This window comes from Mesorhizobium sp. M00.F.Ca.ET.216.01.1.1, assembly GCF_004010325.2.
Classification (GTDB): domain Bacteria; phylum Pseudomonadota; class Alphaproteobacteria; order Rhizobiales; family Rhizobiaceae; genus Mesorhizobium.
In genome coordinates, this window is record NZ_SADR02000020.1 from 1 (window position 1) to 24,831 (window position 24,831).

General features: G+C 63.6%; 27 protein-coding genes. 12 read left to right on the forward strand and 15 right to left on the reverse strand.

What is annotated here, in order from left to right; all coding sequences use genetic code 11:
• Positions 1–385: 385 nt before the first annotated feature.
• Positions 386–1,330, reverse strand: coding sequence for an AraC family transcriptional regulator (locus EN859_RS23680; protein WP_127855243.1), 945 nt, complete (start codon positions 1,328–1,330; stop codon positions 386–388).
• Positions 1,331–1,468: 138 nt separating this feature from the next.
• Between EN859_RS23680 and EN859_RS23685 the strand changes: the two genes are divergently transcribed.
• Together EN859_RS23685 and EN859_RS23690 are read left to right on the forward strand one after the other, a co-directional pair.
• Positions 1,469–2,323 carry an NmrA family NAD(P)-binding protein gene (locus EN859_RS23685; protein WP_127855242.1) on the forward strand — a complete coding sequence of 285 codons (855 nt, stop codon included), beginning with the start codon at positions 1,469–1,471 and terminating at the stop codon, positions 2,321–2,323.
• Positions 2,324–2,457: 134 nt separating this feature from the next.
• The gene (locus EN859_RS23690; protein WP_127855241.1) at positions 2,458–2,889 is read left to right on the forward strand and encodes a nuclear transport factor 2 family protein; all 432 of its coding nucleotides are present in this window, start codon (positions 2,458–2,460) and stop codon (positions 2,887–2,889) included.
• Between the two features lie 292 nt (positions 2,890–3,181).
• On the opposite strand, the gene EN859_RS23695 is transcribed toward EN859_RS23690, so the two are convergent.
• The 3 genes from EN859_RS23695 to EN859_RS23705 all read right to left on the reverse strand — a co-directional run bounded on the left by EN859_RS23695 (position 3,182) and on the right by EN859_RS23705 (position 5,473).
• On the reverse strand, positions 3,182–3,994 hold the full coding sequence (locus tag EN859_RS23695; protein ID WP_127855240.1) for a YiiX/YebB-like N1pC/P60 family cysteine hydrolase: 813 nt from the start codon (positions 3,992–3,994) through the stop codon (positions 3,182–3,184).
• A gap of 67 nt (positions 3,995–4,061) precedes the next feature.
• A complete protein-coding gene (locus tag EN859_RS23700; RefSeq protein ID WP_127855239.1) occupies positions 4,062–5,003 on the reverse strand; it encodes a CHAD domain-containing protein in 942 nt (313 codons plus the stop codon).
• Entirely contained in the window at positions 5,000–5,473 is a 474-nt protein-coding gene (locus tag EN859_RS23705; RefSeq protein WP_127855238.1) for a CYTH domain-containing protein, read from the reverse strand. Before EN859_RS23705 ends, EN859_RS23700 begins: the two co-directional genes overlap by 4 nt.
• Before the next feature lie 92 nt (positions 5,474–5,565).
• Here EN859_RS23705 and EN859_RS23710 point away from each other — a divergent pair, with 92 nt between their 5' ends.
• The 4 genes from EN859_RS23710 to EN859_RS23725 are packed head-to-tail and all read left to right on the forward strand — an operon-like array spanning position 5,566 to position 9,261.
• On the forward strand, positions 5,566–6,261 hold the full coding sequence (locus EN859_RS23710) for a CerR family C-terminal domain-containing protein (protein ID WP_127855237.1): 696 nt from the start codon (positions 5,566–5,568) through the stop codon (positions 6,259–6,261).
• Entirely contained in the window at positions 6,258–7,211 is a 954-nt protein-coding gene (locus tag EN859_RS23715) for an HlyD family efflux transporter periplasmic adaptor subunit (RefSeq protein ID WP_127855236.1), read from the forward strand. The genes EN859_RS23710 and EN859_RS23715 overlap by 4 nt, the downstream gene beginning before the upstream one ends.
• Entirely contained in the window at positions 7,208–8,128 is a 921-nt protein-coding gene (locus EN859_RS23720; protein ID WP_127855235.1) for an ABC transporter ATP-binding protein, read from the forward strand. Before EN859_RS23715 ends, EN859_RS23720 begins: the two co-directional genes overlap by 4 nt.
• Positions 8,125–9,261, forward strand: coding sequence for an ABC transporter permease (locus tag EN859_RS23725; protein WP_127855234.1), 1,137 nt, complete (start codon positions 8,125–8,127; stop codon positions 9,259–9,261). Before EN859_RS23720 ends, EN859_RS23725 begins: the two co-directional genes overlap by 4 nt.
• 96 nt (positions 9,262–9,357) lie before the next feature.
• On the opposite strand, the gene EN859_RS23730 is transcribed toward EN859_RS23725, so the two are convergent.
• Positions 9,358–10,341, reverse strand: coding sequence for a threonine/serine dehydratase (locus EN859_RS23730; protein ID WP_127855233.1), 984 nt, complete (start codon positions 10,339–10,341; stop codon positions 9,358–9,360).
• A 167-nt stretch (positions 10,342–10,508) separates the two neighbouring features.
• Positions 10,509–10,832 (reverse strand): hypothetical protein, encoded by a 324-nt coding sequence (locus EN859_RS23735; protein ID WP_127855232.1) that lies wholly within the window; start codon positions 10,830–10,832, stop codon positions 10,509–10,511.
• 177 nt (positions 10,833–11,009) lie between these two features.
• On the opposite strand from EN859_RS23735, the gene mbfA reads away from it, so the two are divergent.
• Positions 11,010–11,993 (forward strand): iron exporter MbfA, encoded by a 984-nt coding sequence (mbfA, locus tag EN859_RS23740; protein ID WP_127855231.1) that lies wholly within the window; start codon positions 11,010–11,012, stop codon positions 11,991–11,993.
• A 184-nt stretch (positions 11,994–12,177) separates the two neighbouring features.
• On the opposite strand, the gene EN859_RS23745 is transcribed toward mbfA, so the two are convergent.
• From EN859_RS23745 to EN859_RS23755, 3 genes are all read right to left on the reverse strand, one after another.
• A complete protein-coding gene (locus tag EN859_RS23745) occupies positions 12,178–12,522 on the reverse strand; it encodes an antibiotic biosynthesis monooxygenase (protein ID WP_127855230.1) in 345 nt (114 codons plus the stop codon).
• Positions 12,519–12,851: an NIPSNAP family protein gene (locus EN859_RS23750; protein WP_127855229.1), complete on the reverse strand. Its 333-nt coding sequence runs from the start codon at positions 12,849–12,851 to the stop codon at positions 12,519–12,521. The genes EN859_RS23745 and EN859_RS23750 overlap by 4 nt, the downstream gene beginning before the upstream one ends.
• A 94-nt stretch (positions 12,852–12,945) precedes the next feature.
• Complete coding sequence (locus EN859_RS23755) at positions 12,946–13,164, reverse strand: DUF1127 domain-containing protein (protein ID WP_127855228.1); 219 nt, start codon at positions 13,162–13,164, stop codon at positions 12,946–12,948.
• A gap of 68 nt (positions 13,165–13,232) precedes the next feature.
• Between EN859_RS23755 and EN859_RS23760 the strand changes: the two genes are divergently transcribed.
• The gene (locus EN859_RS23760) at positions 13,233–13,907 is read left to right on the forward strand and encodes a winged helix-turn-helix domain-containing protein (protein WP_127855227.1); all 675 of its coding nucleotides are present in this window, start codon (positions 13,233–13,235) and stop codon (positions 13,905–13,907) included.
• A gap of 72 nt (positions 13,908–13,979) precedes the next feature.
• Here EN859_RS23760 and ligD read toward each other — a convergent pair whose 3' ends face one another.
• From ligD to EN859_RS23775, 3 genes are all read right to left on the reverse strand, one after another.
• Positions 13,980–16,481 carry a DNA ligase D gene (gene ligD, locus EN859_RS23765; protein ID WP_127855226.1) on the reverse strand — a complete coding sequence of 834 codons (2,502 nt, stop codon included), beginning with the start codon at positions 16,479–16,481 and terminating at the stop codon, positions 13,980–13,982.
• Positions 16,482–16,493: 12 nt separating this feature from the next.
• Positions 16,494–17,360: a Ku protein gene (locus EN859_RS23770; RefSeq protein ID WP_127855225.1), complete on the reverse strand. Its 867-nt coding sequence runs from the start codon at positions 17,358–17,360 to the stop codon at positions 16,494–16,496.
• A gap of 168 nt (positions 17,361–17,528) precedes the next feature.
• Positions 17,529–18,032, reverse strand: a complete 504-nt coding sequence (locus EN859_RS23775; protein WP_127855224.1) for a ferritin-like domain-containing protein — start codon at positions 18,030–18,032, stop codon at positions 17,529–17,531.
• A gap of 413 nt (positions 18,033–18,445) precedes the next feature.
• On the opposite strand from EN859_RS23775, the gene EN859_RS23780 reads away from it, so the two are divergent.
• Positions 18,446–18,592, forward strand: coding sequence for a hypothetical protein (locus tag EN859_RS23780; protein ID WP_127855223.1), 147 nt, complete (start codon positions 18,446–18,448; stop codon positions 18,590–18,592).
• Between the two features lie 236 nt (positions 18,593–18,828).
• The gene (locus EN859_RS23785; RefSeq protein WP_245525677.1) at positions 18,829–19,209 is read left to right on the forward strand and encodes a DCC1-like thiol-disulfide oxidoreductase family protein; all 381 of its coding nucleotides are present in this window, start codon (positions 18,829–18,831) and stop codon (positions 19,207–19,209) included.
• 67 nt (positions 19,210–19,276) lie between these two features.
• Here the strand turns inward: EN859_RS23785 and EN859_RS23790 are convergent, their stop codons facing one another.
• The 3 genes from EN859_RS23790 to EN859_RS23800 form a co-directional block, all read right to left on the reverse strand.
• Positions 19,277–19,666, reverse strand: coding sequence for a DUF1850 domain-containing protein (locus EN859_RS23790; RefSeq protein WP_127855222.1), 390 nt, complete (start codon positions 19,664–19,666; stop codon positions 19,277–19,279).
• Positions 19,663–21,765, reverse strand: coding sequence for a TRAP transporter permease (locus tag EN859_RS23795; RefSeq protein ID WP_127855221.1), 2,103 nt, complete (start codon positions 21,763–21,765; stop codon positions 19,663–19,665). Before EN859_RS23795 ends, EN859_RS23790 begins: the two co-directional genes overlap by 4 nt.
• Positions 21,766–21,923: 158 nt before the next feature.
• Entirely contained in the window at positions 21,924–22,883 is a 960-nt protein-coding gene (locus EN859_RS23800) for a TAXI family TRAP transporter solute-binding subunit (protein ID WP_127855220.1), read from the reverse strand.
• A gap of 252 nt (positions 22,884–23,135) precedes the next feature.
• On the opposite strand from EN859_RS23800, the gene EN859_RS23805 reads away from it, so the two are divergent.
• Positions 23,136–23,504 (forward strand): YciI family protein, encoded by a 369-nt coding sequence (locus EN859_RS23805; RefSeq protein WP_127855219.1) that lies wholly within the window; start codon positions 23,136–23,138, stop codon positions 23,502–23,504.
• A 7-nt stretch (positions 23,505–23,511) separates the two neighbouring features.
• Positions 23,512–24,786 (forward strand): DUF6596 domain-containing protein, encoded by a 1,275-nt coding sequence (locus tag EN859_RS23810; protein WP_127855218.1) that lies wholly within the window; start codon positions 23,512–23,514, stop codon positions 24,784–24,786.
• Positions 24,787–24,831: the final 45 nt, after the last annotated feature.

Sequence of the window (24,831 nt, forward strand, 5' to 3'; positions counted from 1 at the left end):
GACCCGCTAATCGAAGGCTTCAGACATTTCGTCTCCTCCATGCCTGCTCCGATTGCTTCCGGCTGGAGCGGTTGCCGGGTGGGGTTTGCACCCACTGGAAAGTGCCGCCTTGTCACGGCGCACACCCAAAGCGGTCACTCACCGGCGGCTGATGCACAACGGCCGAGCGACGGCGCAGACTTGGCTCTGATGCCTAAGAGCATCCGCGCAGGCAGCGATCGCGAGGGCAGCCGGTCGCCTGTTCGGGTGGAGAAGGTAATAGCCGGAAACCGGTCCGGCGTTGCTTCTATGACGCCTTCTCGCAAGGCGCAGCAACTGAGCCCCTCGGGCCGGCGGCATCACTTGGTGACCTCCGATCCGGGTGGTAAGCCGAGGCGTGCGCGCGTTAGCCGAGGTGGATCTGGTCGCTTGCTCCCGGCCCGCTGCTGTGGATCGACTGCTGTTGCCGCCATGCTCCGGGCGGGTATCCGTGGTGACGTCGGAAGGCTGCGGCGAACGCATATGGCGAGCCGTAGCCGATCAAGTTGGCGATGTCGGCCAGGTCCATTTCGCTACTACGCAGGTAGTCACGAGCCAAGGTCATTCGCCAATCCGTCAAATATTGCATGGGGGTCTGGCCGAGCGCATCGCCGAAAGCTCGTGCAAAGGCGGCGCGGGACAGTCCGCTGATCTTGGCGAACTCGGGTACCGACCATGGACGCCCGGGGTCCTCGTGTATCACCTGCAACGCCGCTTTCAGCCGGGGATCGGCCGACGCTCGGTACCAGCGGGGCGTGGTGGCGCTCTGGCGGAAAATGGCACGGATGGCGAGAACAAGAAGTATATCTAGGAGCCGGTCCAGCACTGTATTCTGGCCAGGCTCAGGGGAAGCCAGCTCGCGGGACAGCAGGCTAGTCACGTCGCGCAAAGGATCGCCGATTGGTGGCGAGAGTGGCATAACTTGGGGCAGCGCACTGAGCAGGCCGCTGCCGATGTCCCCCAAAAGCCGGTAGGTGCCGCACAGGAACACCGTTGCCTGCGGGTCATCCGAGAGGCGGTCAGCTCCATGGCGCGCCCGGAACTCCTCGGGTTCGAGGCAGTCGGCGCCGGGTTCATGCCCGATGTAGTGATCGGGCCCGCCGCGAACGAGTATCACATCGCCCGGCGAGAGCTGTATCGGGCTCTGCGAGGGATCGTCAAACCACAACCATCCCCGCCCCTGTGCGACAGCATGTACGGCGAGCTGGATAGAGCCGCCGAGCCGCAGCCCCCAAGGGGGCTTGGCGACGGTTCGAGCGAAAACGGCACCGGAGGCGCGCGCTCTCGTGAGGTGGTCAACTAGCAAATCCATGTTTCAATCACTAAGCAGGACAATCACCTCTGTCAACTGTATGAGCGTTTGAATTAAAAAAATGAGAGTTTGACGCATTGATCCGCTCGACGTTCGTTCTCATCATGCATTCACAACTGACAAACGGAGGAACGACATATGACAGCTTCACAGCGGACAGCCCTTGTGCTCGGCGGTACCGGACGAACCGGAGCGCTCGTGGCGCAAAAACTTATCGAGCGAGGCCTGAATGCACGCACGGCCTCGCGCCGTGGCGCAGACGTGGTGTTCGACTGGGATGACAAGACGACGTATGCCCCGGCGCTGGACGGCGTTGACCGTGTCTACCTCGTCACGCCCATCATGCGGATCAAGTTCGCCCGCCAGACTGCGGAATTCCTCGACCTTGCCGCCGTCGCCGGGGTTCGCCACGTGACGTATCTCAGCACCTACCGCAGCGACCAGGCACCCCCGGAGGTCGACATCCGGGCCGTCGAGCTAGACCTTGCGCGCCGGGGGAGCTTCACCCATTCCATACTGCGTCCGTCATGGGTAATGCAGAACTTCAGCGACGAACATTTGCCCCTCATCGACGGTGCGATCACGGTGCCTACCGGCGACGGGACGGAAGCCTTCGTTGATGCCGCGGACATTGCGGCGGTCGCGGTTGAGACGCTGGTCAACCCTCACGCCCATGCCGGCGCGGTATACGCGCCAAGTGGCCCTCAATCGATTACGATCAGCGAGGTCGCCGGCATCATTGCCAGCGTAATCGGCCGGCCCGTCACCCATAACGACATTGATCCGGACGTGTGGATCAGCGGTGCGGTCAAAGCTGGCATCGTGCCTGCCGACTATGCAGTCATGCTTCGCTGGCTGACCGGGACGATCATCGCCGGCAACGGTTCACGACCGAACGACGACATTGAAAAGGTCACGGGCCGGGCGGCAACCAGCTTCCAGGACTTCGCCCGGCGAAGTGCAGCTGCGTGGGCACTGGAAGCGGCCAAGTGACCCTGCCCGTAATGACCGGGACGACTTCGCAGCGTCGGGCCTGTTTCCGCATCATTCATCGGGCAAAGGCACGCCGGTTTCGTCGACAGGCGGCACCTTGACAAGTAACCAGCAAAACACATGGAGAGATCAGAATGCCTAGCAAGAAATATTCTGCCTATGAGGGTGCCGAGCCCTATTTCGAGCTGGTCCGAAGGGCACTGGGGGACCTCGTCGACGGCGAGCACTTCTTCGACATCGCCGCCGACGATATCGCCTACGAGGTCCGCTACGACTTGGGCTGGCCGCGTGTGGTCCGGGGACGCGCCGATCTGATGGGCCAGTTCGGCGGATATGTCGGCAGTATCAGGATCCGGTCCGCAGACAAGTTGATTGTCAACAGAGCGGACAACGGCCGCGTCGTCGTCATCGAATACGAAGTCCATGGGACGATTCTCGCGACGGGTGCCAAGTATGAGAATCGGTTCTGCTCGATCATCGAACTTGAAAACCGGAAGATCACGCACTGGAGAGACTACATGGACTCGCACGCGGCCTGGAACGCATTGACGGCGAGCATTGCCTGACTGCGGCATGGATAGCTATTAGGTTCTCGACTGCGATTGCTTCAAGCTACTGGGTGTGGCCCACTCGCTTCGCATTGACAAGGCGATCCAGCGCCTCAGGCGACTGCGGTTCTGCTCGTGCGAAATGTCTGCTGTTGGCACTCTGTGCTCGTTGCCGCAGGCCGATTCAAGCGGCAAGGTTCCGTGCATCTCGGCTATTGGCGGCTGATTGAGTTTTGACCTCAGAGCATCGGTCCAAAAAGTGGAAATCGGTTTTCGGAAGATCCGATGCTCAAACAAAAAGATCGAGCTGCTATTCGGCGGCCTTCGTCTCCGTAGCGGCAGCCGTCGCCTTGTCGTCCCAGATCATCTGCCGGTAGTCGAAACCGTATTCCAGCGTCGGCTTGACGATGCGGAAATAGGGCGACAGGTCGAAGTCGCGCGGGGTGTAGAGCGAGTGATGACGGATGTGCAGGATTTCCTTGCGCATATAGGTCGACTGCGCCGAGGCGCGGCCGGGCGCCTGGGTGATCTCGGGCAGGATCGGATAGCGGATCTGGCCATAGGCCTCGGCAATGAGCGAGGAGCAGATTGCCCGCGTCGGATCGCCTGAGCCGAAAGCCAGCATGCGGCGGCGCCAGCGCACCGGTACCGGCGGCGTCGGGAAGAAATAGCGCAGCATGTCGAAGATGTTCTTGAGATCGTATTTCAGGCCAAGCTTGCCGATCATGAAGGCAACGACCTTGTCGCGATCTTCGGGCGACAGGCCGCTCGCCCGGCAGATGCGCGTGTTGTAGGTGCGGTAGCGCGACAGCGGCACGGCGATGCAGCCTTCGCCGAGCGTGACCTCGATCAGGCGCCGCCGTTCCGATCCGTCCTCCGGTTCAGCCAGGGCATCGCCGACATAGAAGGCCGCATGCGACCAGGTCGACTGGGTGAGGTATTTAATTGCCGCCGAGATCTTCTGGTTGCCCTCGATGAGCAGGATGTCGCCGGGCTCGAGCGTCCGGCGCAGCGTTTCGGCATCGGACGGCGTGTAGGGCTCATAGCCGGAGGATTCTTCCTGCAGCCGGCCGGCAAGCCAGCGGCCAAGTCGATCCAGAAGCGTGTCGCTGGTCTCGGTCATGCCAGACGGCGATTACCATAGGCAGGCAGCAGGACGCCAGCCGCGCCTGTTCTTCGCACTTTGTCCGTCAGCCGGCTGCAGGCGCGCTTGCGTCTTCTTGCGGCGGCACCAGATCGTCGCGCATCTTGCGGGCGAGTTTCTTCGTCGAGCGCTTGGGGCTGTCGCCAAACACGTCGGCTGCCTCGGCGAGACAGGCCTTTTTTAGGGCTTTTTCCGAACGCTTCAGAAGTTTGTCCAGAAGCCGCGTTTCTTCCGGGGCACCGAGCGGCTGGCCGTCGGCGTCAAGAAGCGCACGCATGACGAATACGTCGTGCAGTTCGCCCAGCTGTTCGCCCAGTTTGTCGACCACCTTGCGCCGGGTCTTGATCGGCGTCGGCCAAAGCCTCCCGAGCAGCGACAGGTGCATGCCGTGGGTCTTGGCCGCCTTGCGCAGGTTGTGGAAATCGTCGGCTTCGCCACGCGATCCGGCCTTGTCCAGCGCCTTCCTGGCGCGGCGCAGCGTAATGCGGGCGCCTTCGGCGAGCACGTCGGCGGCCTGCTCCGGCTGATCGGGCAGGAGAAGCGTGTCGATCCGGCTTATACCCTCCTCGCAGGCGGTGATCGCGGTGTCTATCGCGGCACCGAGACCCACATCGCCATGCACATGTTGCTGGCGGGCGACGAGCCTGTCGCGCACAGCATCGAGACCGCCGCCGGCGCTCTGTTCAGGGAAGCTCGCCGCCAGCCGGTCGATGGTTTCAACCAGCGCGGTCGCCTCGCGCGGGCCGGCAAGCAGGGCAGCAACGTCGCGATAGCATCGGTTCTCCGCCCCGTAGAACGTTTCGTTTCCGGAACGGACGAGGCGAAGCAAGGCGCGGGCGTTCTTCAGCCGCTTGCGGCATTTGTGCAGCGCCTGTTCCGGCCTGCCGGACGCGGCGTGCAAATGGAAAAGGGCCTTGCCGACCTCCTCGGCAAGGATACGCCTGACCTCGCCGGTCAGCGGCAGGCGCGGATCGATGCGAAAGCTCATGCGGCGATCTCCGGAATCCCCCCAAGGGCGAGCGACGCGTTGTAGAATCTCTGCTCGCCGGTGACTTCACGGCCGAGCCAATCAGGCAGCTTTTCGTCCGGAACATCCTCCGGCGTCTCGAGCTCGGCGACCACCAGCCCCGCAAGCATCCCGCCGAAGACATCGACTTCATAGAGATAGCCGCGATGCCTAACATGATGGCGTGTCTTCTCGATGACATGTCCGATGGCGAAGGCCTGCATCTGCTGCGCCTCGGCCAAAGGGATCGGATATTCGAATTCGTCGCGCTCGCGGCCCGTGCCACCGAATTTGAGCGTCAACTCCGCCGAGGCGTCATCGCTGATGCGCACACGCACGGTACGGCCGGCCTCGGCCGTGAGATAAAACTGGCGAATGCGGATGTCCGCCTCGACCAGATTTCGCCATTCCGCACCGGAGACTAGGAACTTGCGCTCGACTTCCTTGCCCATGGCCAAACACTACGCGCGCGACGCCTGCCATGGCAAGCCGAGATCAAGCAGGAGGCTTGACTTTAATCATTCGATTGATTAAATCACCTATCATGAACCGGTCACCGAAAGCCAGAACCCCGCGTCGCGAGACATCTCCTGCCGACTTGACGCGCGCCGCACTTGTCCGCGCGGCGTTGAAACTGTTCGGGCGGCAGGGTTTCGACGGCACCTCGACGCGCGAAATCGCAGCCGAGGCCAAGGCCAATATCGGCTCGATAGCCTATCATTTCGGCGGCAAGGAGGGACTTCGGGCAGCTGCCGCCGACTATATCGTCGACACCATCCAGACCATTGCCGGCCAGGCGATCGGCAATCTCAAAGCACCCGCGGCGGCAATGAACGACCCCGAGGCGGCGCGCGCGCAATTGTTTGTCGCATTGGAGCGGATGGTGGCGTTCATCGTGGCACAGCCGGAAGCCGGCGAGATCGTACAATTCGTACTGCGCGAGCTGTCCCACCCGACCGCAGCCCTCGACCGCATCTATGACGGCGTATTCGAGCCGGCGCATCGCCGGCTCTGCCTGCTCTGGGAACAGGCGACTGGCGAGGCGGCCGAAAGCGAGCGTACCAAGCTCACCGTCTTCACGCTGATCGGCCAGGTCGTCTATTTCCGCATCGGCCGCGAGGCGGTGATGCGCCGCATGGGCTGGCACAAGATCGGCGATGCCGAGGCCACCAGGATGGCGGCGGCGGTGACGGCCAATCTCGGCGCAATCCTGGCCGCCCGGAAGGATCCGAAACCATGAGCTTGTTGTGTTCGCTGCCGCTCGCCGCCCAGCTTTTCAGCGCCTGTGCGCCGTCGGCGCCGCTCGCCGTCGGTTATGTCGAGGGCGACTATGTGCTGCTTGCGCCGATCGAGGTAGCGCAGGTCGAGACGATTTCGGTCAAGCGCGGCGACCGCGTCGAGCCCGGCACGCCGGTGGTGACGCTGGAAAGCGCCGACGCCGAGATCGCCGTCGCGCAGGCCGAAGCGGCGCTTGCCCAGGCCAAGGCGCAACTTGCCGACCTGCAGGTTGGCAAGCGGCCGGAAGAGATCGCGGTGCTTAAAGCGCAGGTCGACATGGCAAGGGCGCAAGCCGCCGATGCCAAGCGGAAATACGACCGCGCCAGCGACCTGTTCAAGCGCGGCACCGGCACGCAGGCCGATTACAACACCGCCTCGGCGACGCTGGAGACGGCCAACGCTCAGGTCGGCCAGGCGGAGGCCAATCTCGCCGTTGGCGGCCTGCCGGCGCGGGCCGAGACCATCAAGGCCGCCGACAACCAGGTCAGGCAAGCGCAATCGGCACTGGAGCAAGCACGCTGGCGGCTGTCGAAGCGGGTGCTGGCGGCGCCTTTGCCCGGCCGCGTCAACGACGTGATCCGCAATCCGGGCGACACGGCCGGGCCGACGGCGCCGGTCATTTCGATGCTGCCGGACGGCGCCGTGAAGCTCAGCGTCTACGTGCCGGAAAGCGCATTCCATTCGGTGAAGGTCGGCACGCTGCTCAACGTCCATTGCGACGGTTGCGGAACGGACCTGAAGGCGCGGGTCCGCTACGTGTCGCCGGATCCGGAATTCACGCCGCCGGTGATCTACTCGCTCGAGACGCGGCAGAAGCTGGTCTACCTGGTCGAGGCGCGACCCGAGGGCAATGCGAGTGCGTTGCAGCCCGGTCAGATCGTCGACGTCGAACTGGCGGATGTCGGAAAATGAACGTCATCGACGTCCACGGCCTGGTCAAGCGCTTCGGCGACAAGACCGTCGTCGATCATGTGACGATGACGGTGGCCGAAGGCGAGATCGTCGGCTTCCTCGGCCCGAATGGTTCGGGCAAGACGACGACCATCCGCATCATGTGCGGCCTGCTGACGCCGGACGAGGGCGAAGGCACGGTTCTGGGTTTCAACATCCGCACCGACAGTCTGAGAATCAAGCGCGAAGTCGGCTACATGACGCAGAAATTCTCGTTCTACGAGGACCTGACCATCGCCGAGAATCTCGAATTCGTGGCGCGGCTTTATCGGTTGAAGCCGCTTAACGAGTATGTCGGCAGGACGCTGGAGGATCTCGGCCTCACCTCGCGCAAGGACCAGCTGGCAGGAACACTGTCCGGCGGCTGGAAGCAGCGGCTGGCGCTGGCCGCCTGCATCATGCACCAGCCGAGATTGCTGCTGCTCGACGAACCGACGGCGGGCGTCGATCCGAAGGCGCGGCGCGAATTCTGGGATGAGATCCATCGGCTGGCTAACGGTGGGCTGACCGTGCTGGTCTCCACCCATTACATGGACGAGGCCGAGCGCTGCCACCGTATCAGCTATATCTCCTACGGCAAGATGCTGGCCACCGGCACGGTCGACGAGGTGGTGAGGAATGCCGGGCTGACGACGTTCATCGTGCAGGGGCCGCGTCTCGACCTGGTCGCGGCGGCGCTCGACGGTCGCCCCGGCGTCGACCAGGTGGCGCCGTTCGGCGCCACGCTGCATGTCGTCGGCTCCGACAAGCAGGCGCTGCAGGCGGCACTTGCCGACGTCGAGAAGCAGCACAAGGGCGTAACGGTGACGCCGGGCGAAACCAGCCTGGAGGATGTGTTCATCCAGTTCATGTCCGGCTCCAAGGACAATATGGCATGACCAGCGTCTTTTCCTTCGCCAGACTCGGCGCTCTGCTGATCAAGGAATTCATCCAGATGCGGCGCGACCGCATCACCTTCGCCATGATGCTGGGTGTGCCGCTGATGCAGTTGGTGCTGTTCGGCTATGCCATCAACAACGATCCGAAGAACCTGCCGGCGGTCCTGGTGGCGACGAGCAGCGATCAATACACGCGGGCCATGGTCTCGGCGCTGCAGACCACCGGCTATTACCGGTTCGACCATGTCGCGCAAAGTGCGGCGCAAGCGGAATTCCTGATGGCCCGGGGCGATGTCGCCTTCGTCGTCACCATCCCTGCCGATTTCGCCCAGCGGGTCGAGCGCGGCAACCAGCCGCAGATCCTGATTGAGGCGGATGCGACCGATCCCGCCGCCGCCAGCGGCGCCATCTCGACGCTGGGCACCGTCGCCAACCAGGCGCTGCTCAGGGCGCGCGGCATGCAGGCGACTGCCGCCGAAACTGCCAAGGAGCAGCTACAGGTGGTGGTGCACCAGCGCTACAATCCGGAAGCCGCGTCGCAATACAATATCGTGCCCGGCCTGCTCGGCGTCATCCTGCAGATGACGATGGTGATGATGACATCGATCGCGCTGACGCGCGAGACCGAGCGCGGCACGATGGAGAACCTTTTGGCGATGCCGTCCAGCCCGCTCGAAATCATGCTGGGCAAGGTGCTGCCCTACCTGGTGGTTGGCGCCGTGCAAGTGGTGGTGGTGCTGGCGGCAGCGAAGCTGTTGTTTGCCGTCCCCTTTATGGGCTCTCTATCGCTGCTGCTCACGGCAGTCCTCATCTTCGTTCTGGCGCTGGTGCTGCTCGGCTACACTATTTCGACGATCGCCCGCACGCAGATGCAGGCGCTGCAGCTCACTTTCTTCTTCTTCCTGCCGTCTATCATGCTGTCCGGTTTCATGTTCCCCTATCGCGGCATGCCCGAGTGGGCGCAGCTGCTCGGCGAGGTCCTGCCGCTGACGCATTTCCTGCGCATCATCCGCGCGGTGATGCTGAAGGCCGCGGAACTGCCGGCGGTCGCAACGGAAATCGGCTGGCTCGTGGTGTTCGTGGCGCTGTTTGCGGGCGTGGCGCTGGTGCGGTTCAGGCGGACACTGGATTAGGATCATGCCGTAATGCAGAGACTTTTGCTGCGGCGCGAAGGATCGCCACAGCTTTTATTCTGCGCCCGCGGTATCCTTCAGCCACGGCCGCGCCACCTAAGCCGCTGCCATGATTTCCGCATAGGTGCCAAAATCGACATTGCCGCCGGACAGCACCACGGCAACGCATTTGCCTGTTAGCTCGATCTCGCCCGACGATAGCGCGGCCAGCCCGACGCAGCCGCCGGGCTCGACCACCAGCTTGAGATAGGCCATGGCGTCGCGCATCGCCTGTGCGGTCGCCTTGTCGGAGACGGCGATGCCGCCGGCAAGATTCCTGCGGTTGATCTCGAAGGTGATCGCGCCCGGCTCGTGGGTGAGGATCGCGTCGCAGATCGACGTGTGGCCGGGCTCGTTCGCAACCCTGGCACCTTTTATCAGCGAGCGGCGAGTGTCGTCGAAATACTCGGGCTCCACGGCCCAGACGGAAGTGCCCGGCGAGGCATCCTTGACGGCGACGGAAATGCCGCTGCTCAAGCCGCCGCCGCCGCAGGGTACCACGACCGCGTCGAGGCTGACACCGAGCCGTTTCGCCTGCGCCACCAGCTCAAGGCCGATCGTGCCCTGGCCGGCGATGATGGCCGGGTCGTCGAAGGGCGGCACCAGAACCATGCCGCTTTCCATGTAAGGGCGGACCACCGTCATACGGTCATCGCGAAAACGGTCGAACGGAACCACTTGCGCTCCCATTTTCCTGACATTGCCGACCTTCATCGCCGGCGCGTCGGTCGGCATGGCGATGACGGCCTTGACGCCGAACATCGCCGCCGATGCGGCGACGCCTTGCGCATGGTTGCCGGACGAGAAGGCAACGACGCCGCGGCTGCGTTCCTCGTCGCTGAGCGACGACAGCTTGTTGTAGGCGCCGCGAAGCTTGAACGAGCCGGTGCGCTGCAGCGTCTCCGGCTTGAACAGGATCCTGGCGCCGAAGCGCTTGTTCAGCTCCGCCGATTCGATCAGCGGCGTTTCGACGATCAGGCCGGACAAACGCGCCGCGGCGCGGCGGATATCGGCGATACCGGGAGGCGTGGTAGCGGTCATGGCGAGATCCTGCGGAAATGCAATCGTCTCATGGTGCACGGAAAACCGGGCTGCGCACCAATAAAAAAATGTGACCGTTACAATTCCTGGACGGCGAGAAGAGTGTGGTGCCTTTCATCAGCCGCCCCCGGACCTTTGAGATTGGCCGAAGCCTCCCCCGCCGCTCCTCACCCCAAAAGCGCCCTCTGCCGCTTGCTGCCGCCGAGCTTGCGCCAGGTGTTGAAGCGGTGGGTGGCGGCGGCGAAGGAAATCTTCATCTGCTGTGCAACCGAATAGCGCGACTTGCCCTCGTCGAACATGCGGTAGCAGCACTCGACGCCTTCCTCGGTCAGCTTGCCGTCGGGCGCTTTGTTGTGCGGATTGGCGGGATCGAATTTTTCGACCTGCTGCTCGACCAGGCCTTTCAGGCGCTGCAGGTCGGCCTCGATGTTGGCGATGAGGTCGAGAACGGGTTTCGGATCAAACGATTGTGGGTGCTGTTTTGCCGGCATCTACGGTCCTTCCTCTTGGCTTAGGTTCAGCTATATAGGTGAACATTTGCCAATAATGAAGGGCGCCGTTGAGAATTCCTGGGTCAAATAATTCTGACCGCCCGGCCGAGATGCGTGATTGACCGAGAGCGCATCAGACCCTAGTTTAGAATCATTCTAAACTAAGGTGAATTTCTCATGCTTTCCCGTGTTTTCGGCCTAGGCCGCCGTCCTTTCGAATCGCTCTCGGAAAAAGAGATCCTGGCGCTGGCTATCTCATCCGAGGAGGATGACGGGCGCATCTACCGCGCCTATGCCGACGGGCTGGCGGAAAGCTTTCCGCAGTCGGCCAAGGTGTTCGAGGAGATGGCGGAGGAGGAGGACGGCCATCGCGACTCGCTGATCGAGCTTTTCCGCAGACGTTTCGGCGAGCGCATTCCCTTGATCCGGCGCGAGCATGTGAGGGGCTATTACGAACGCAAGCCCGACTGGCTGGTCAGGCCGCTCGGCATCGAGCATGTGCGCAATCAGGCCGAAGCGATGGAGCGGCAGGCCTATCGGTTCTATGTCGAGGCGGCCAAACGCACCAGCGACGCCTCGACGCGGAAACTGCTCGACGATCTGGCGGTTGCCGAACAGAGCCATGAAACGCAGGCGCAGCGGCTGGAGCAAAAGCATGTGCCGGGCGCGGTCAAGGAAGAGGAAGCCGCGGCCGAGCAGCGACAGTTCATCCTGACCTATGTACAGCCGGGGCTGGCCGGGCTGATGGACGGATCGGTGTCGACGCTGGCGCCGATCTTTGCCGCGGCCTTTGCCACGCACGACACGTTTCAGACCTTTCTGGTCGGGCTTGCCGCCTCGATCGGCGCCGGCATTTCGATGGGCTTTACCGAGGTCGCCTCCGACGACGGCAAGCTGTCGGGCCGCGGCTCGCCGGTCAGCCGCGGGCTGACCGTCGGCGTCATGACCACGCTGGGCGGCCTCGGCCATGCGCTGCCCTATCTCATTCCACTTTTCTGGACGGCGACGGCCGTCGCGGCGGTGGTGGTGTTCTTTGAACTGTGGGCGATCGCCTTCGTGCAGAACCGTTACATGCAGACGCCATTCTGGCGCGCTGCCTTCCAGGTGGTGCTGGGCGGCGCGCTGGTGTTCGCGGCGGGGGTGCTGATCGGCAACGCTTAGCTTCTTCCCTTCTCCCTTGTGGGCCCCTTGGGGGAGAAGGTGGATCGGCGCGTTAGCGCCAAGACGGTTGAGGGGTGTTGGACGGAGCGCGGTCGGCGCCAAGCTGGAGCACTCCTCATCCGACCGAGCTTCGCTCGGCCACCTTCCTCTGGGGAGAAGGGGAGAGCCGCTGCACAAGCAGCTCTCACCCGTTCACTTCTCTGCTATCCCTTGGTGCCTCGGCCCGTTCGGTCAGACCGTAGTCGCGCATGACGTGGGCGATACGTAGACGATAGTCGGCAAAGATACCGCCACGGCCGGCCTTCTGCGCCTGCCGGTGCTCTTGCGTATTGCGCCAGGCTTTCACTGCTTCCTCGTCGCGCCAGAACGACAGCGACAAGATGCGGTTCGGATCGGCAAGGCTCTGGAACCGCTCGATCGAGACGAAGCCGTCGATGCCGTCGAGCAGCGGGCGCAGGTTGGCGGCAAGGCCGAGATAGGTGTCGCGCTGGCCTGCCGCCGGCTCGACCTCGAAGATGACCGCGATCATGGCAGCGCCAACTTGGCATGCGGCCTCGAAGCCAGCTTCAGGAAGATGCGATCCTCTTTGAGGATGAATTTTTCGCGCCGGGCAAATTCGTAATTTGCCTTGCCGGCCGGATCGGCGGCGAGCTTGGCGCGATAGGCTTCATAGGCCGCGAGGCTGTCGATATTGTAGGCGGCATAGGCGGTGGTGGCCGAGCCTTCGTACGGCGCAAAATAGCCGATCAGATCGGCGCCGCAGCGCGGGATTGCCTGGCCCCAGTTGCGGGCGTATTCCTCGAATGCCGCCTTGCCGAACGGATCGATCTCATAGCGGATGAAGCAGGTGATGGTCATTTTCGCCTCCTTGGCGGTTTGATATTCCTTGCGCCGACAGTTCAAGCGCGATCGAAACGTTCGGTCGATCGATGTGCTAGGCAATTCTCGCTGGTCATATTTGCCAGAAGGATTTCGCGCATTCGCGGCGCACGTCCTGGGGCGTCAGGCCAAGGTCGCGCAGCAAATGGTCGTCGATCTCGGCGAGGTCGAGGCGCTGCAGATGACGGTCGTACCATCGCGCCAGGAGTCGCAGGCGAAACCGGCGTAGGCTCACGAACGGGAACGGCAGGCGATTGGCCAGCGCGGCGCTGGGAGCGGTTCTTGCGGTCATCGTCACCTCCTTGATCTGAGCGGAGAATAATGATTACCTGACGAGAATGCTTCGATGAGGAACGAACTATGCGTGAAGGACCCGACATAGCCCGCATCGCCAGCCTGGTCGGCGATCCGGCACGGGCGAACATGCTCACCGCGCTGATGGGCGGCACCGCACTGACGGCGACAGAACTGGCGCTGGAGGCCGGCGTGTCGCTGCCGACCGCCAGTTCGCATCTGTCGAAACTGATGGAGGGCGGATTGCTGACGCTGGCGAGCCAGGGGCGGCACCGCTATTACGGCCTCGCCGGCCCGCAGGTGGCGGGCATGATCGAGGCCATCACCGGCGTCGCCGCCTCGGTCGGACCGCAGCGGGTGCGGCCGGGCCCCCGCGACGCGGCCATGCGTGTGGCGCGGGTCTGCTACGACCACCTCGCCGGCGAGCAAGCGGTGGCGATGCTGGATCGTCTGGTCGCTAGAAAAATCCTGGTGCGAGATGACAACGAGATCAGGCTCGGCCAGTCGGCGGCCTCGCATTTCGCCGCGATCGGCATCAATGTTGAGCACAAGGCCAGGCGGCCGGCGTGCCGCGCCTGCCTCGACTGGAGCGTGCGGCGCTCGCATCTGGCCGGCACGCTCGGCGCGGCCATCCTCTACAAGATCCTTTCGGAAAAATGGGCGCGGCGCGAGAAGGACAGCCGCGCGGTGATCTTTTCGCCGACTGGCAAGCAGGCGTTCGAGAAGGTGTTTCTCGGCTGAATATCTTGTTGTTTGACCATGATCTTTTCCGAAAACCGGGTTCCACTTTTCGGGATCATGGTTCTAGCCGGATCAACCGCGCTTGAGTGGCTTGCCCTTCTGGAAAAAATCGGCCCAGGCATCGGCTTCCGCCAGCCGCTTCAGCGTCGTTCTGTCGCCGATCGGGAAGGCGTTCGGCGCCAGCCCGGCTTCGATCTCCGCCCAGGTCACCGGCATCGACACCGCGGCACGCTTCTTGGCGCGCGACGAATAGGGCGCGACCGTGGTCGCTCCGCGGCTGTTGCGCAGATAGTCGACGAAGATCTTGCCGGTGCGCGCCTTCTTCGACAGCGTCGCCGTGTAGCGATCGGGCGCGGCCTGTTCGAGGGCGCGGGCAAAATCATGGGCGAAGGTCTTTACCGCCTCCCAGTCCGCCGACGGTTTCAGGGGTATCAGGACATGATAGCCCTTGCCGCCCGATGTCTTGACGAAATTCGGCAACGACAGTTGGTCGAGCCGGGCACGGATGTCGAGCGCGGCCGCGCGCACCGCTTTCGCCTCGACGCCCTCGTCGGGGTCGAGGTCGAAGATGATCTGGTCCGGCCTCTCCAGCTCGTCGATCGTGCAGCCCCAGATATGGATCTCGACCACTCCGAGCTGGACCAAGGCGGCAACGCCTTCAAAATCACGGATGAACAACAGCTCCTCGCCGTCCTTGGGGTCCTTCATTCTGTCGATCTTGTCATGCATGCCGGGGGAAGCGTGCTTCTGGAAGAAGCGCTGGCCGCCGACGCCGTCCGGCGCCCGCACCAGGCTGAGCGGCCGATTGACGACGAATTGTTGCATGCGCGGCCAGACCGTCGCGTAATGGTCGAGCAGGTCCTGCTTCGATACCTTCTCCTCGGGCCACAGCAGCTTGTCCGGGTGGGAAAGCGTCACCTCGGTTTTCGCAGCCCCAGCGGATTTGGTGGGCGCGGATTTTGCCTTGGCCTCGCCTGCGGATGCTTTTGGCCTCTCCTGCACGATTTCCTCCGCCGGCTTGTCCTCGCGCAATCCCTGGAACGAGGCATGACGTATTATACGGTCAGAGGTCCAGCTGCGGAACTCCACTTCGCCGACCAGCTCGGGCTTCACCCAAACTAGGCCCTTGCCCGCCGGTGCGGCCGTGTCGAAGGGCGAAGTCTTGGCTTTCAGCGCATCGAGTTTTTTCTTCAGGTCGCCGGCGGTCTTGGCGGAAAAACCGGTGCCGACGCGGCCGGCATAATGCAGCTTGCCGCCCTCATGGTAACCGACCAGCAGTGAGCGCAGCCCGCGCCCGGTCTTGTCCGACGGCAGGTAGCCGCCGACGACGAATTCCTGGCGCAGCGTGCACTTCGACTTTATCCAGGACAGGCCGCTGCCGCTGCGATAGGACGCGTCGGCGCGCTTGGAGACGATGCCTTCCAGCCCCATGCGGCAGGCGTGCTCGAGCATGACCTTGCCGGGTTCGGCAAAGTGCTCGCTGAAGCGCACGGCCGAGTTGTCGGGCTGCTTGCCAAGCAATTCCTGCAACGCCTGCTTGCGCTCGACCAGCGGCTCGCTGCGCAGGTCTTCGCCGTCGAGGCGCATCAGGTCGAAGACGTAGTAGATGAAACGATCCGTGCGGCCAGCCGACAGCTCCGCCTGCAGCGCCGGGAAGGACGAGACGCCGCTGTCGGCCAGCACGACGATCTCGCCATCGATGATCGCATCCTTGCATTTCAGACTGGCAAGCGCTGCGACAATCGCGTCTCCGAATTTCTTCGTCCAGTCGAGACCGGTGCGCGTCAAAAGCCGCACCTCACCGCCGGCGAGCTGCGCCTGCATGCGGTAGCCGTCGAACTTCACCTCATGCAGCCACTCCTTGCCGGGCGGCGCATCCCTTTGCAGGGTGGCGAGACATGGTTCGATGAATTCGAGTCGCTTCGCTGCCCTGAGCTTCGCCTTGCTGGCGGCTGGCTTGTTCGAATGCCAGACCCTTGGTTTCTTGCCGCTCGCGGTCTTGCCTTCGCCGACCTCTTCGACGGTCAGGCCGGACTTCACCGATTCCGGTGCCTCCTCCAGGATATCCTCGCCGGGGCGCGCGGCGGCATCGTCGGACTTGATCAGCAGCCAATTGTCGCGCTTGTCACCACGGCGTGGCCTCAGCCACGCCAGATGCCAGAGGCCGTGTAGCTTGTGGCCGTGCAGCTCAAAGCTGATATGGCCTTTCTTCATCGCCTGGGCCGGATCGATGTCCGGCGTCCATGTGCCTTCGTCCCAGACGATGACCGAGCCGGCGCCATATTCGCCTTCGGGAATGGTGCCTTCGAAGGACGCGTAGTCGATCGGGTGGTCCTCGACATGCACGGCAAGCCGCTTTTCATGTGGATCGAGGCTCGGGCCGCGGGTCACCGCCCAGCTCCACAGCACGCCGCCATGTTCCAGGCGAAGGTCGTAATGCAGCCGCGTGGCGGCATGCTTTTGGATAACGAAGATGCCGCCGGCCCCGCCCTTCCCGGCTCGAGCGACCTTGCCGGACGGCTCGGTGGTTTTCTTGAAATCGCGCTTGGCGTGGTATTGTTCGAGGCTGGCCATGAACCCTAAATCCTATGCCGACTTGCGCCGGGCGGCAGGCGTTTCCCGCTTCGCTTGCGGTTTGGCCTTTGCCGGCCGGGATGTCTTCGCGGCTGACCGCTCGCCCGACGAAAGGCTCTTCTTCGGCGCATCGAAAAGGTTGATGACATTGGAGGGTTGAGGAGCCGCCTTGGTCTTTGGCGCCTTCTTGCCGGCCTTCTTGGCTCGGATCAGCTCAAGCAGTGCGTTCTCGTATCGGTCCTCGAATTTCGACGGATCGAACCTCGTCCGTTTCTCATCAATGATGTGCTTGGCGAGATCGATCATCTCGTCATCCGTCTTCATTGCCGCGATGTCGTCGAAGATGGCATCCGGCTGGCGCACCGTATTGTCGTAGCGCAGCGTGGTCAGCACCATACCCTTGCCCAGCGGCTCGATGACCGCCGGGCGTTCACGCTGGTACAGCACGATGCGGGCAAGCCCCGCCATCTTCCTGCCGGCCATGGCGTCGCGGATGACGGCGAAAGCCTCCTCCGAGACTTTGTCTGCCGGCGTGACGTAGTAGGGCGTGTCGAGATAAATCTGCTGGATCGAGGACTTTTCGACGAAACCGTCCAGGTTCGTCGTATGCGAGGATTCGATCTGGACCGCCTCGATCTCGTCTTCCTCAATGTGGATGAACTCGCCGTCCTCGACCTCATAGCCTTTGACCTCGTCGCCCTCGCCCAACGGCTCGCCGGTTTCGGAATCGACATAGACGCGCCTGACGGCGTTGCCGGTCTTGCGGTCGAGCACCCGGAACGAGACCTTTTCGGTATGGGTGACGACATTGGTCAGTTCAATGGCGCAGGTGACCAGCGAAAGCTTCAGATAGCCTTTCCAGGCGGGACGCGGCGCCATGACAAGCTCCTAGCGCTCTCCGGTTCTACCGAGAACGGACAACACCCATTCCGGTTCCGGCCGCGCAAAGGCAAAGCCAGCAGCATTCGCGGCCGCACGGACGCTTCAAGTCTCTATTTTATGCATGTCGTTGCCCCAAACCGCTGCGTTTTTGGGCGACATACATCATCAGGCGGCCTGAAGATTGACCCTGTTTTCGGCAATCTCGGTGAGCTTGCGGTCGGTCGCCTGCTCCTCCTTGAGATTGTTTGCCAGGACATTGGCGCAATCGCTGCGACCCAACTGCTTGGCCCAGGCGATCAACGTGCCGTAGCGGGTTATCTCATAGTGCTCGACCGCCTGCTCGGATGCGATCAAGGCGGCGTCGCGCACCTCCTTGTCGTCGATGTCGCTGCTGACTTCGTCGGCTTCCTCGAGAATGCCATTGATAGCGGGACAGTTGACCGTCTTGGCCTTGACGCCAAGCAGTTCGAACACCTGCTCGAGGCGCTGGATGTGACCCTTGGTCTGGTCGAGATGTTTCTCGAACCTGGCCCTCAGTTGCGGATCGGTCGCGTTGTCGATCATCTTCGGCAGCGCCTTTTCGATCTGTCGTTCGGCATAATAGACATCGCGCAAAGTGTGCACGAAGAGGTCGTCCAGCGTCCTGATGTCTTTCGAAAAGAGACCCATGGCTTTTGCCTTTCCGTTGCTCTTGCTGTGTCGGGATTTTTGACGGCGGCTCCGCCTTGGAGACGGCCGTCCGTTCGGCCGGGAGCGCGCCCAGCCTCGATAGTCAACGTGCGGGTCGCGGGACGGGTTCCTGAGTTTCCGGCGGCAAGCACGGATATTTCGCAATGCGGCCAAGATTGAAACAGAACCGCACCCTGAGCGGCATTCAGGCGAAACATATGTGATGCAAAAGTCACATCGATCGAAATGCTGACGAACTGCACGGAAACACCCCGAATCAGCCGCAATCCGGCCACGAACCAAGGCGTTTTTGAGCAGAGATTAACATCGCGTTCACCGACTATTCACGCCTCGACGCTATGATCCCCGCAATTCGGAAGGGACATCCGAAATCGGGACAGGGACCAAGTAAAATGAACTTCTGGAATCACATCGCCGGCTATGCTGCCGCCATCCGCGAATTCGTCGCGCCGACCTATCGGCCTGAGCGCTATTACATGCGCGGCCCTGGCCCCGCCTGCGCGCGCCGCGGCAACTCACTCGGCGTCAGCGCACACTGACCATGACCCTTGAGAGCCATCATGACAGCCGGATCTGCAGGCCGGCCGCAGATCATCGCGCAACCACCTATCGTGCGGAGCGTCCCGCGCTGGCCGACAGGCGGCGTGCGACAACGCCAGGGCTTTGATACAGCCGCCGGCAGGCTTAATGTCCCAGGACATAAGCTGCCGAGCGCTACGTGACCATCAAGCCAAACCATCCTCCTGAAGTCTTCGATACAGGCCCGCCGTTGATCGTGTTCGACGGCGTCTGCGTGCTGTGCTCGGGCTTCGTGCGCATGGTGGTCAGGCTCGACCGAAAAAGCCGCTTCCGCTTCGCAACCGCGCAGTCGCCGTTCGGCGAAGCGCTGTTCAGGAAGCACGGGCTGCGCACGGATTCTTACGAGACCAATCTGGTCATCATCGACGGCGCCGCTTTTACTCGGCTGGACAGTTTCATTGCCGTCATGGCCGAACTGGGCTGGCCTTGGCGGGCGGCAAAATTTTTGCTGCTGCTGCCGCGCCCTGTTCGCGGCTGGCTTTACGACCGTGTCGCGAAAAACCGCTACGCCCTGTTCGGCAGAAAGGATCATTGCGAGATCCCTTCCGCCGAGATGAAGGGGCGAATGATTGATTGAGGTCGGGCTTTGAGAGGCTTCGGCCTTGCCGAATATGCCGGGCAGGTCGGCCGTCGGGGGTGTTGCGCTACCGCGGCTGGCTCGAACCTTCGGGGCCCAGTTCGCACGGCTCCAGCGAGATCGTGTCCCTTGCCGCCTTACCCAGTTCACGGCAATCCTGAGCCGTACACAGCGTCCAGCCTTCACCCGTCGCGCCGGAGGCGGCAAGCACGAGGCGCCGCTGCGGCCGCATCTCTGGCTTATAGACCCACCAGCCGTCTCTCAGCACCGAGCCTTCCGGCGGCTCCATACCGGCGCCCGAGCCCTTGATCCGCGCTTCGACAATCTGCAACCCGGATGGTGTTACCCGCCAGTCTTCCTGCCAACGGATCTTTTCCACCGAATGCGTCCACGAAAGCGTAAAGGCGGCGACAGCGAGCGTCACCGTCTTGCCAGCGGCCAGGATGCAGAGGCTCATGCGGCGCTGGACGCCTGCCGCGCCCGCCAATAGTGCCAGCCGATCCAGGCCAGCGACAGCGCCCAGCCGGTCTCGTCGGTGAGAGGCAACGCGGCAACCAGCAGCACGCCGGCGGCGAAGGCGACGAAGCGTTCCCACCAGGCCATGCGTCGGGCGAGAAACCCGACGGCAGCGGCGCCCCACAGGACGATGCCCATGCATGCCTTGACGACGATGTAGGCAACCTCGACGGGATAGCCGAATTGGGCGGCGATCGGGCCCGGATCCTGCAGCATCAGCGCCGGGGTGTAGACCGCCATGAACGGCACGACGAAGCCGGCGATGGCCAGCTTGGTGGCCTGGACGCCGATCTTGAGGCCGCTCTCCCTGGCCATCGGTGCTGCGGCGAAGGCAGCGAGCGCTACCGGCGGGGTGAGGTCGGCCATGATACCGAAATAGAAAACGAACATGTGGCTGACCACCAGCGGCACGCCGAGCGACAGCAGTGCCGGCCCGGCCAGCGACGAGGTGATGATGTAGTTGGGAATGGTCGGGATGCCCATGCCAAGCACCAGGCAGGTGAGCATGGTCAGCACCAGCGACAGGAACAGATTGTTCTCGCCGATGGAGATAATCCAGCCGATGAAGGTGGAGGCGATACCAGTCAGGGTCAGCGTGCCGATGACGATGCCGACAATGGCGCAGGCGATGCCGACCGGCAGTGCGTTCTTGGCGCCCTCGGCGAGCGAGTCGACGCAGATGAGCAGCGTCTCGCGTCCACCCTTGAAGGTGAAGCAGGCGACAATGAGTGCGGCGATCACCAGACTGAGGATGTTGACGCCGAACCTCATGAAAGAGGCGGCGGCAAGCCCGAGCGCCAGCCAGAAGACGACGCGGAAGGCAAGCGGCCCGATCAACGCCGCCAGCGGCGTGCCGAGGATGAGCACGATGGTCAGCGCCAGGCCCATGGTGCCGGCAAAGATCGGCGTGTAGCCGGCAAACAGCAGGTAGACCAGTGCAGCGAGCGGCAGCACCAGCGGCCAGTGTTTTTTCACCGCATCCCACGGATTGGGCAGGTCCGCCTTGGCCATGCCGTGCAGGCCCGCCTTGCCGGCTTCCAGGTGCACCTGCCAGAAACAGGCGCCGAAATAGAGCAGCGCCGGGATGATCGCCGCCTTGACCACGTCGGCATAGGGGATGTTCAGGGTCTCGGCCATGATGAAGGCGACCGCTCCCATGACCGGCGGCATGATCTGGCCGCCCATCGAGGAGGTCGCCTCAACGGCGCCGGCGAAGGCCGAGCGGAAGCCAAAGCGCTTCATCAGCGGGATGGTGAACTGGCCGCTGGCCACCACATTGGCGACGCCGGAGCCGGAGATGGTGCCCATCAGCGCCGAGGACAGGACGCAGACCTGCGCCGGGCCGCCACGCCACGAGCCGACCAGGCCGAGAGCAAAGTCGTTGAACAGCGCGATCATGCCGGCGCGTTCGAGAAAGGCGGCGAAAACGACGAAGATGAAGATATAGGCGGCCGAGACGTAGATCGGCGTGCCGTATATGCCTTCGGTGCCATAGGCGAAGGTATCGACGAGCTGGGCGAAGTCGTAGCCGCGATGGGTGAAGGGCGGCGGCAGGTGATTGCCGACGAAGCAGTAGGCAAGGAAGATGAAAGCGATGACAGCCAGCGGCAGCCCCATCAGCCGCCGCGCCGCCTCGAAGACCAGCACCACTAGCGCAGCGCCGACGATCAGGTCCGGCGTGGTGAGGAAGCCGGAGCGGCGGATGAGGTCGGCATAGAACACCCAATTGTACAGCCCGGTGGCGAAGCCGAGCACGCCGAGCGCCCAGAAGCCGGCCTTCGCTGGCATGCTGGTGGCGCGCAGGTTGGCGACCAGGCCAAAGCCGAGCAGCAGCAGGAAGCCGACGTGCATGGCACGCACCACCTGGCTCGGTAGGCTGCCATAGGCGGCGACGTAGAGCTGGAAGACAGAAAAGGCGATGGCGATGAGAAACGCCGCCTTGCCGGCGGCCCCTTCGCCAAAACCCGGCGGCAGGCCCTCGACGGGGGCCTCGGCGGAAGGCGAAAGCACGGTCGGGGTTTCGGGACGGACGTCGGTCATTGGCGGCTCCTGGCGGGCGGTTTCCCTCCCTTGAGGGGAGGGTGGACAGCCGCCGAAGGCGGATGGGCGGGTGGGGTCGTTGCGGCAGTGCACGGCCTGAACAGACCCCACCCGCCTCGCTTCGCTCGGCACCCTCCCCTCAAGGGGGAGGGCACGCCCTACTTCATCAGTCCCTTTTCCTTGTAGTACCTCTCGGCGCCCGGATGCAGCGGCACCGGCATGCCGGTGAGCGCCTTGGCCGGATCGATGGCCTTGGCGGCAGCGTGGGCGGCGACCAGCTGATCGAGATGCTCGAACAGAAGCTTGGTCATCTGATAGGCGGTCTCGTCGGAGACATCGGCGCTGGTGATGAGGAAATTGCCGACGGCCGCGGTCGCGACATCCTCGTCCTGGCCTTGATAGGTTCCCTTGGGAATGACCACCGAAAGATACGGCAAGCCGATCTTGGCGACGTCCTCTGCCGGCACGGCGACAACGTTGATCGGCACCGAGGTGGCGAGGTCGCGGATCGAGGCGACACCGAGGCCGGCCGACTGCAACGTGGCGTCAAGCTGGCGGTTCTTGATCAGCTCGACCGATTCGGCGAAGGGCAGGTACTCGACGCGTCCGAGGTCTTCGTATTTCAGCCCGGCGGCGGCGAAGATGGTGCGGGCGTTGAGCTCGGTGCCGGAGGCCGGCGCGCCGACCGACAGGCTCTTGCCCTTGAGGTCGGCGAGCGTCTTGATGCCGGACTCCTTGCTGGCGACGATCTGGATGTAGTTGGGATAGACGGCGGCGATGCCGCGCAGCTTATCGAGCTTGCCAGGGAAACCGGCTTCGGCGTTACCCTCGGCAGCCAGCTTGACGGAATCGCCGAGCGCGAAGGCGATCTCGCCCTTGCCCTGCTGCAACAGATTGAGGTTCTCGACCGAGGCTTTCGTCGCCTGCACCTGGGTGCGGGCGCCTTCTATGCCCTTGCCGTAAATTCCCGACAGCGCGACGCCGAGCGGATAGTAGACGCCGGAAGTGCCGCCGGTCAGCACGTTGATGAATTCCTGCGCCCCGGCCGACACCGCACCGAGGCCGAGCGCCAGCGCCACCGCGCCGGCGGCAACAAATTTCGTCCTGAAATTAAGCATACGATTTCCTCCCTGAAATATTGGCATCGCACCGCCCTCCCCAGCACGAACCGGGGCGAGTTTAGACAGCGGGCGGGAAATGCCAACCGACAATTGCGGGCATTAGACGAACGGTTGAGCGATGCGCAACCCGCTTGCGCAAGACGCTATCCGAGCCGAAGATTTCTTCGATGCCTGTCGAAATCGGACAAGGCCGCGCGACATATGTCCGGCCCGCAACGACGCGGCCTTCAAAAACAACGGAGAAGAACCATGCGCTACATGCTTTTGATCTACAACGACGAGGCCGCAATGGCGTCTGCGCCGACCGAGAAGACCTACGAGATCAGCGCGGCCTATGGCGCCTATACCGAGGCTTTGAAGAAATCCGGCGCCTGGCTCGCCGGTGATCGGCTGAAGCCGACCCAGTCGGCCACCTCGGTACGGATGGCCAATGGCAAGACCAACGTGCTCGACGGCCCCTATGCCGACACCAAGGAGCAACTTGCCGGCTTCTACATGATCGAGGCGACGGACATCGACACGGCCATCGAATGGGCTGCGCGCTGTCCGGCAGCCAGCACCGGCACGGTCGAGGTGCGACCGATCTGGGAAATGACCGAGTACCTATCTGAGAAATGACGATGTGATGGACAATCGCCCGGAGATCGCGCGGGCGGCGGCGGAAGCGGCCGCTCGGCAAAGCTACGGCAAGCTGGTCGCCTATCTCGCCGCGCGCACGCGCGACGTCGCCGGCGCCGAGGACGCGCTGGCCGACGCTTTTGCGGCGGCACTCGAACGCTGGCCGCAAACTGGTGTGCCAGACAGGCCCGAGTCCTGGCTGCTTGCGGTGGCACGGCGGCGGCGTGTCGACGCGGTCCGACGGCGGCTGACCAGCGAGGCGGGCCGCGACCATCTCAGGCTGGTCGCCGAGGAGGTGGAAGCACGCACGGCTGACGAAGACTTCCCTGACGAGCGGCTGCGGCTGATGTTTGCCTGCGCCCATCCGGCGATCGACGCGAGCGCGCGCGCGCCACTGATCCTGCAAACCATTCTCGGCTTCGACGCGGCAACGATCGCCTCGGCTTTCCTGGTCTCGCCGGCAACGATGGGCCAGCGCCTGGTGCGCGCCAAGGGCCGTATCCGCGAGACCGGCATCCCCTTCCGCGTTCCGGAACGAAGCGAACTCGGCGAGCGGCTCGACGCCGTGCTGGAAGCGATCTACGCCACCTTTGCCGAGGGCTGGTCCGATCCGGTCGGCACCGAGACGCGAGGGCGCAACCTCGCCACCGAAGGCATCTGGCTTGGCCGGCTGGTGGCTTCGCTGATGCCGGAAGAGGCGGAGGCCCTCGGCCTGCTGGCGCTGATGCTGTTCGCCGAAGCACGCCGTGCGGCACGGCGCAGCCCCGAAGGCAACTTCGTGCCGCTCGCCGAGCAGGACACCGCGCTGTGGGACGACACGCTGATCGACGAGGCGGAAGCGCTGCTGGGACGCGCCGCGGCCAAGGCGATCATCGGCCGCTACCAGCTGGAAGCTGCCGTGCAGTCCGCCCACACAGCGCGGCGGCGAAGCGGCCGCACCGACTGGACGGCGATCCGCCAGCTTTACGACGCGCTGCTTTCGATTGCCGGCTCGCCGGTGGTGGCGATCAACCGCGCCGTGGCGATTGCCGAGGCCGGGGGCGCCGCCGCGGGTCTCGACGCGCTCGACGCGATCGGCGACGACAGGCGGCTCGCTGATTATCAGCCCTATTGGGCGGCGCGCGCCGGCCTCCTGGCCAAGCTCGGCAAAACTCAGCAAGCGGCCGCAGCTTACGAGCGGGCGATCGGCCTCGAGCGCGATCCCGCCTTGCGCCGCTTCCTGCAGACGGAACGGTCGAAGCTCACCAGGAACCGAGGCGAGGCCACAACTCCCTCAAGTTGAGCGCGAACGGCAGAGCTTTTCAAGAGTTTCAAGTCTACCAACGCC

What these genes read in the sequence shown, in the direction of transcription:
- EN859_RS23795 (WP_127855221.1), bottom strand. Translation starts at nt 21,765, where the DNA reads ATGACCGACGTCCGTCCCGAAACCCCGACCGTGCTTTCGCCTTCCGCC.
- EN859_RS23715 (WP_127855236.1), top strand. Translation starts at nt 6,258, where the DNA reads ATGAGCTTGTTGTGTTCGCTGCCGCTCGCCGCCCAGCTTTTCAGCGCC.
- EN859_RS23700 (WP_127855239.1), bottom strand. Translation starts at nt 5,003, where the DNA reads ATGAGCTTTCGCATCGATCCGCGCCTGCCGCTGACCGGCGAGGTCAGG.
- EN859_RS23755 (WP_127855228.1), bottom strand. Translation starts at nt 13,164, where the DNA reads ATGACCGCAAGAACCGCTCCCAGCGCCGCGCTGGCCAATCGCCTGCCG.
- EN859_RS23760 (WP_127855227.1), top strand. Translation starts at nt 13,233, where the DNA reads ATGCGTGAAGGACCCGACATAGCCCGCATCGCCAGCCTGGTCGGCGAT.
- EN859_RS23730 (WP_127855233.1), bottom strand. Translation starts at nt 10,341, where the DNA reads ATGACCGCTACCACGCCTCCCGGTATCGCCGATATCCGCCGCGCCGCG.
- EN859_RS23695 (WP_127855240.1), bottom strand. Translation starts at nt 3,994, where the DNA reads ATGACCGAGACCAGCGACACGCTTCTGGATCGACTTGGCCGCTGGCTT.
- EN859_RS23680 (WP_127855243.1), bottom strand. Translation starts at nt 1,330, where the DNA reads ATGGATTTGCTAGTTGACCACCTCACGAGAGCGCGCGCCTCCGGTGCC.
- EN859_RS23775 (WP_127855224.1), bottom strand. Translation starts at nt 18,032, where the DNA reads ATGGGTCTCTTTTCGAAAGACATCAGGACGCTGGACGACCTCTTCGTG.
- EN859_RS23720 (WP_127855235.1), top strand. Translation starts at nt 7,208, where the DNA reads ATGAACGTCATCGACGTCCACGGCCTGGTCAAGCGCTTCGGCGACAAG.
- EN859_RS23685 (WP_127855242.1), top strand. Translation starts at nt 1,469, where the DNA reads ATGACAGCTTCACAGCGGACAGCCCTTGTGCTCGGCGGTACCGGACGA.
- ligD (WP_127855226.1), bottom strand. Translation starts at nt 16,481, where the DNA reads ATGGCCAGCCTCGAACAATACCACGCCAAGCGCGATTTCAAGAAAACC.
- EN859_RS23735 (WP_127855232.1), bottom strand. Translation starts at nt 10,832, where the DNA reads ATGCCGGCAAAACAGCACCCACAATCGTTTGATCCGAAACCCGTTCTC.
- EN859_RS23810 (WP_127855218.1), top strand. Translation starts at nt 23,512, where the DNA reads ATGGACAATCGCCCGGAGATCGCGCGGGCGGCGGCGGAAGCGGCCGCT.
- EN859_RS23790 (WP_127855222.1), bottom strand. Translation starts at nt 19,666, where the DNA reads ATGAGCCTCTGCATCCTGGCCGCTGGCAAGACGGTGACGCTCGCTGTC.
- EN859_RS23780 (WP_127855223.1), top strand. Translation starts at nt 18,446, where the DNA reads ATGAACTTCTGGAATCACATCGCCGGCTATGCTGCCGCCATCCGCGAA.
- EN859_RS23725 (WP_127855234.1), top strand. Translation starts at nt 8,125, where the DNA reads ATGACCAGCGTCTTTTCCTTCGCCAGACTCGGCGCTCTGCTGATCAAG.
- EN859_RS23745 (WP_127855230.1), bottom strand. Translation starts at nt 12,522, where the DNA reads ATGATCGCGGTCATCTTCGAGGTCGAGCCGGCGGCAGGCCAGCGCGAC.
- EN859_RS23705 (WP_127855238.1), bottom strand. Translation starts at nt 5,473, where the DNA reads ATGGGCAAGGAAGTCGAGCGCAAGTTCCTAGTCTCCGGTGCGGAATGG.
- EN859_RS23800 (WP_127855220.1), bottom strand. Translation starts at nt 22,883, where the DNA reads ATGCTTAATTTCAGGACGAAATTTGTTGCCGCCGGCGCGGTGGCGCTG.
- EN859_RS23770 (WP_127855225.1), bottom strand. Translation starts at nt 17,360, where the DNA reads ATGGCGCCGCGTCCCGCCTGGAAAGGCTATCTGAAGCTTTCGCTGGTC.
- EN859_RS23750 (WP_127855229.1), bottom strand. Translation starts at nt 12,851, where the DNA reads ATGACCATCACCTGCTTCATCCGCTATGAGATCGATCCGTTCGGCAAG.
- EN859_RS23805 (WP_127855219.1), top strand. Translation starts at nt 23,136, where the DNA reads ATGCGCTACATGCTTTTGATCTACAACGACGAGGCCGCAATGGCGTCT.
- EN859_RS23690 (WP_127855241.1), top strand. Translation starts at nt 2,458, where the DNA reads ATGCCTAGCAAGAAATATTCTGCCTATGAGGGTGCCGAGCCCTATTTC.
- mbfA (WP_127855231.1), top strand. Translation starts at nt 11,010, where the DNA reads ATGCTTTCCCGTGTTTTCGGCCTAGGCCGCCGTCCTTTCGAATCGCTC.
- EN859_RS23710 (WP_127855237.1), top strand. Translation starts at nt 5,566, where the DNA reads ATGAACCGGTCACCGAAAGCCAGAACCCCGCGTCGCGAGACATCTCCT.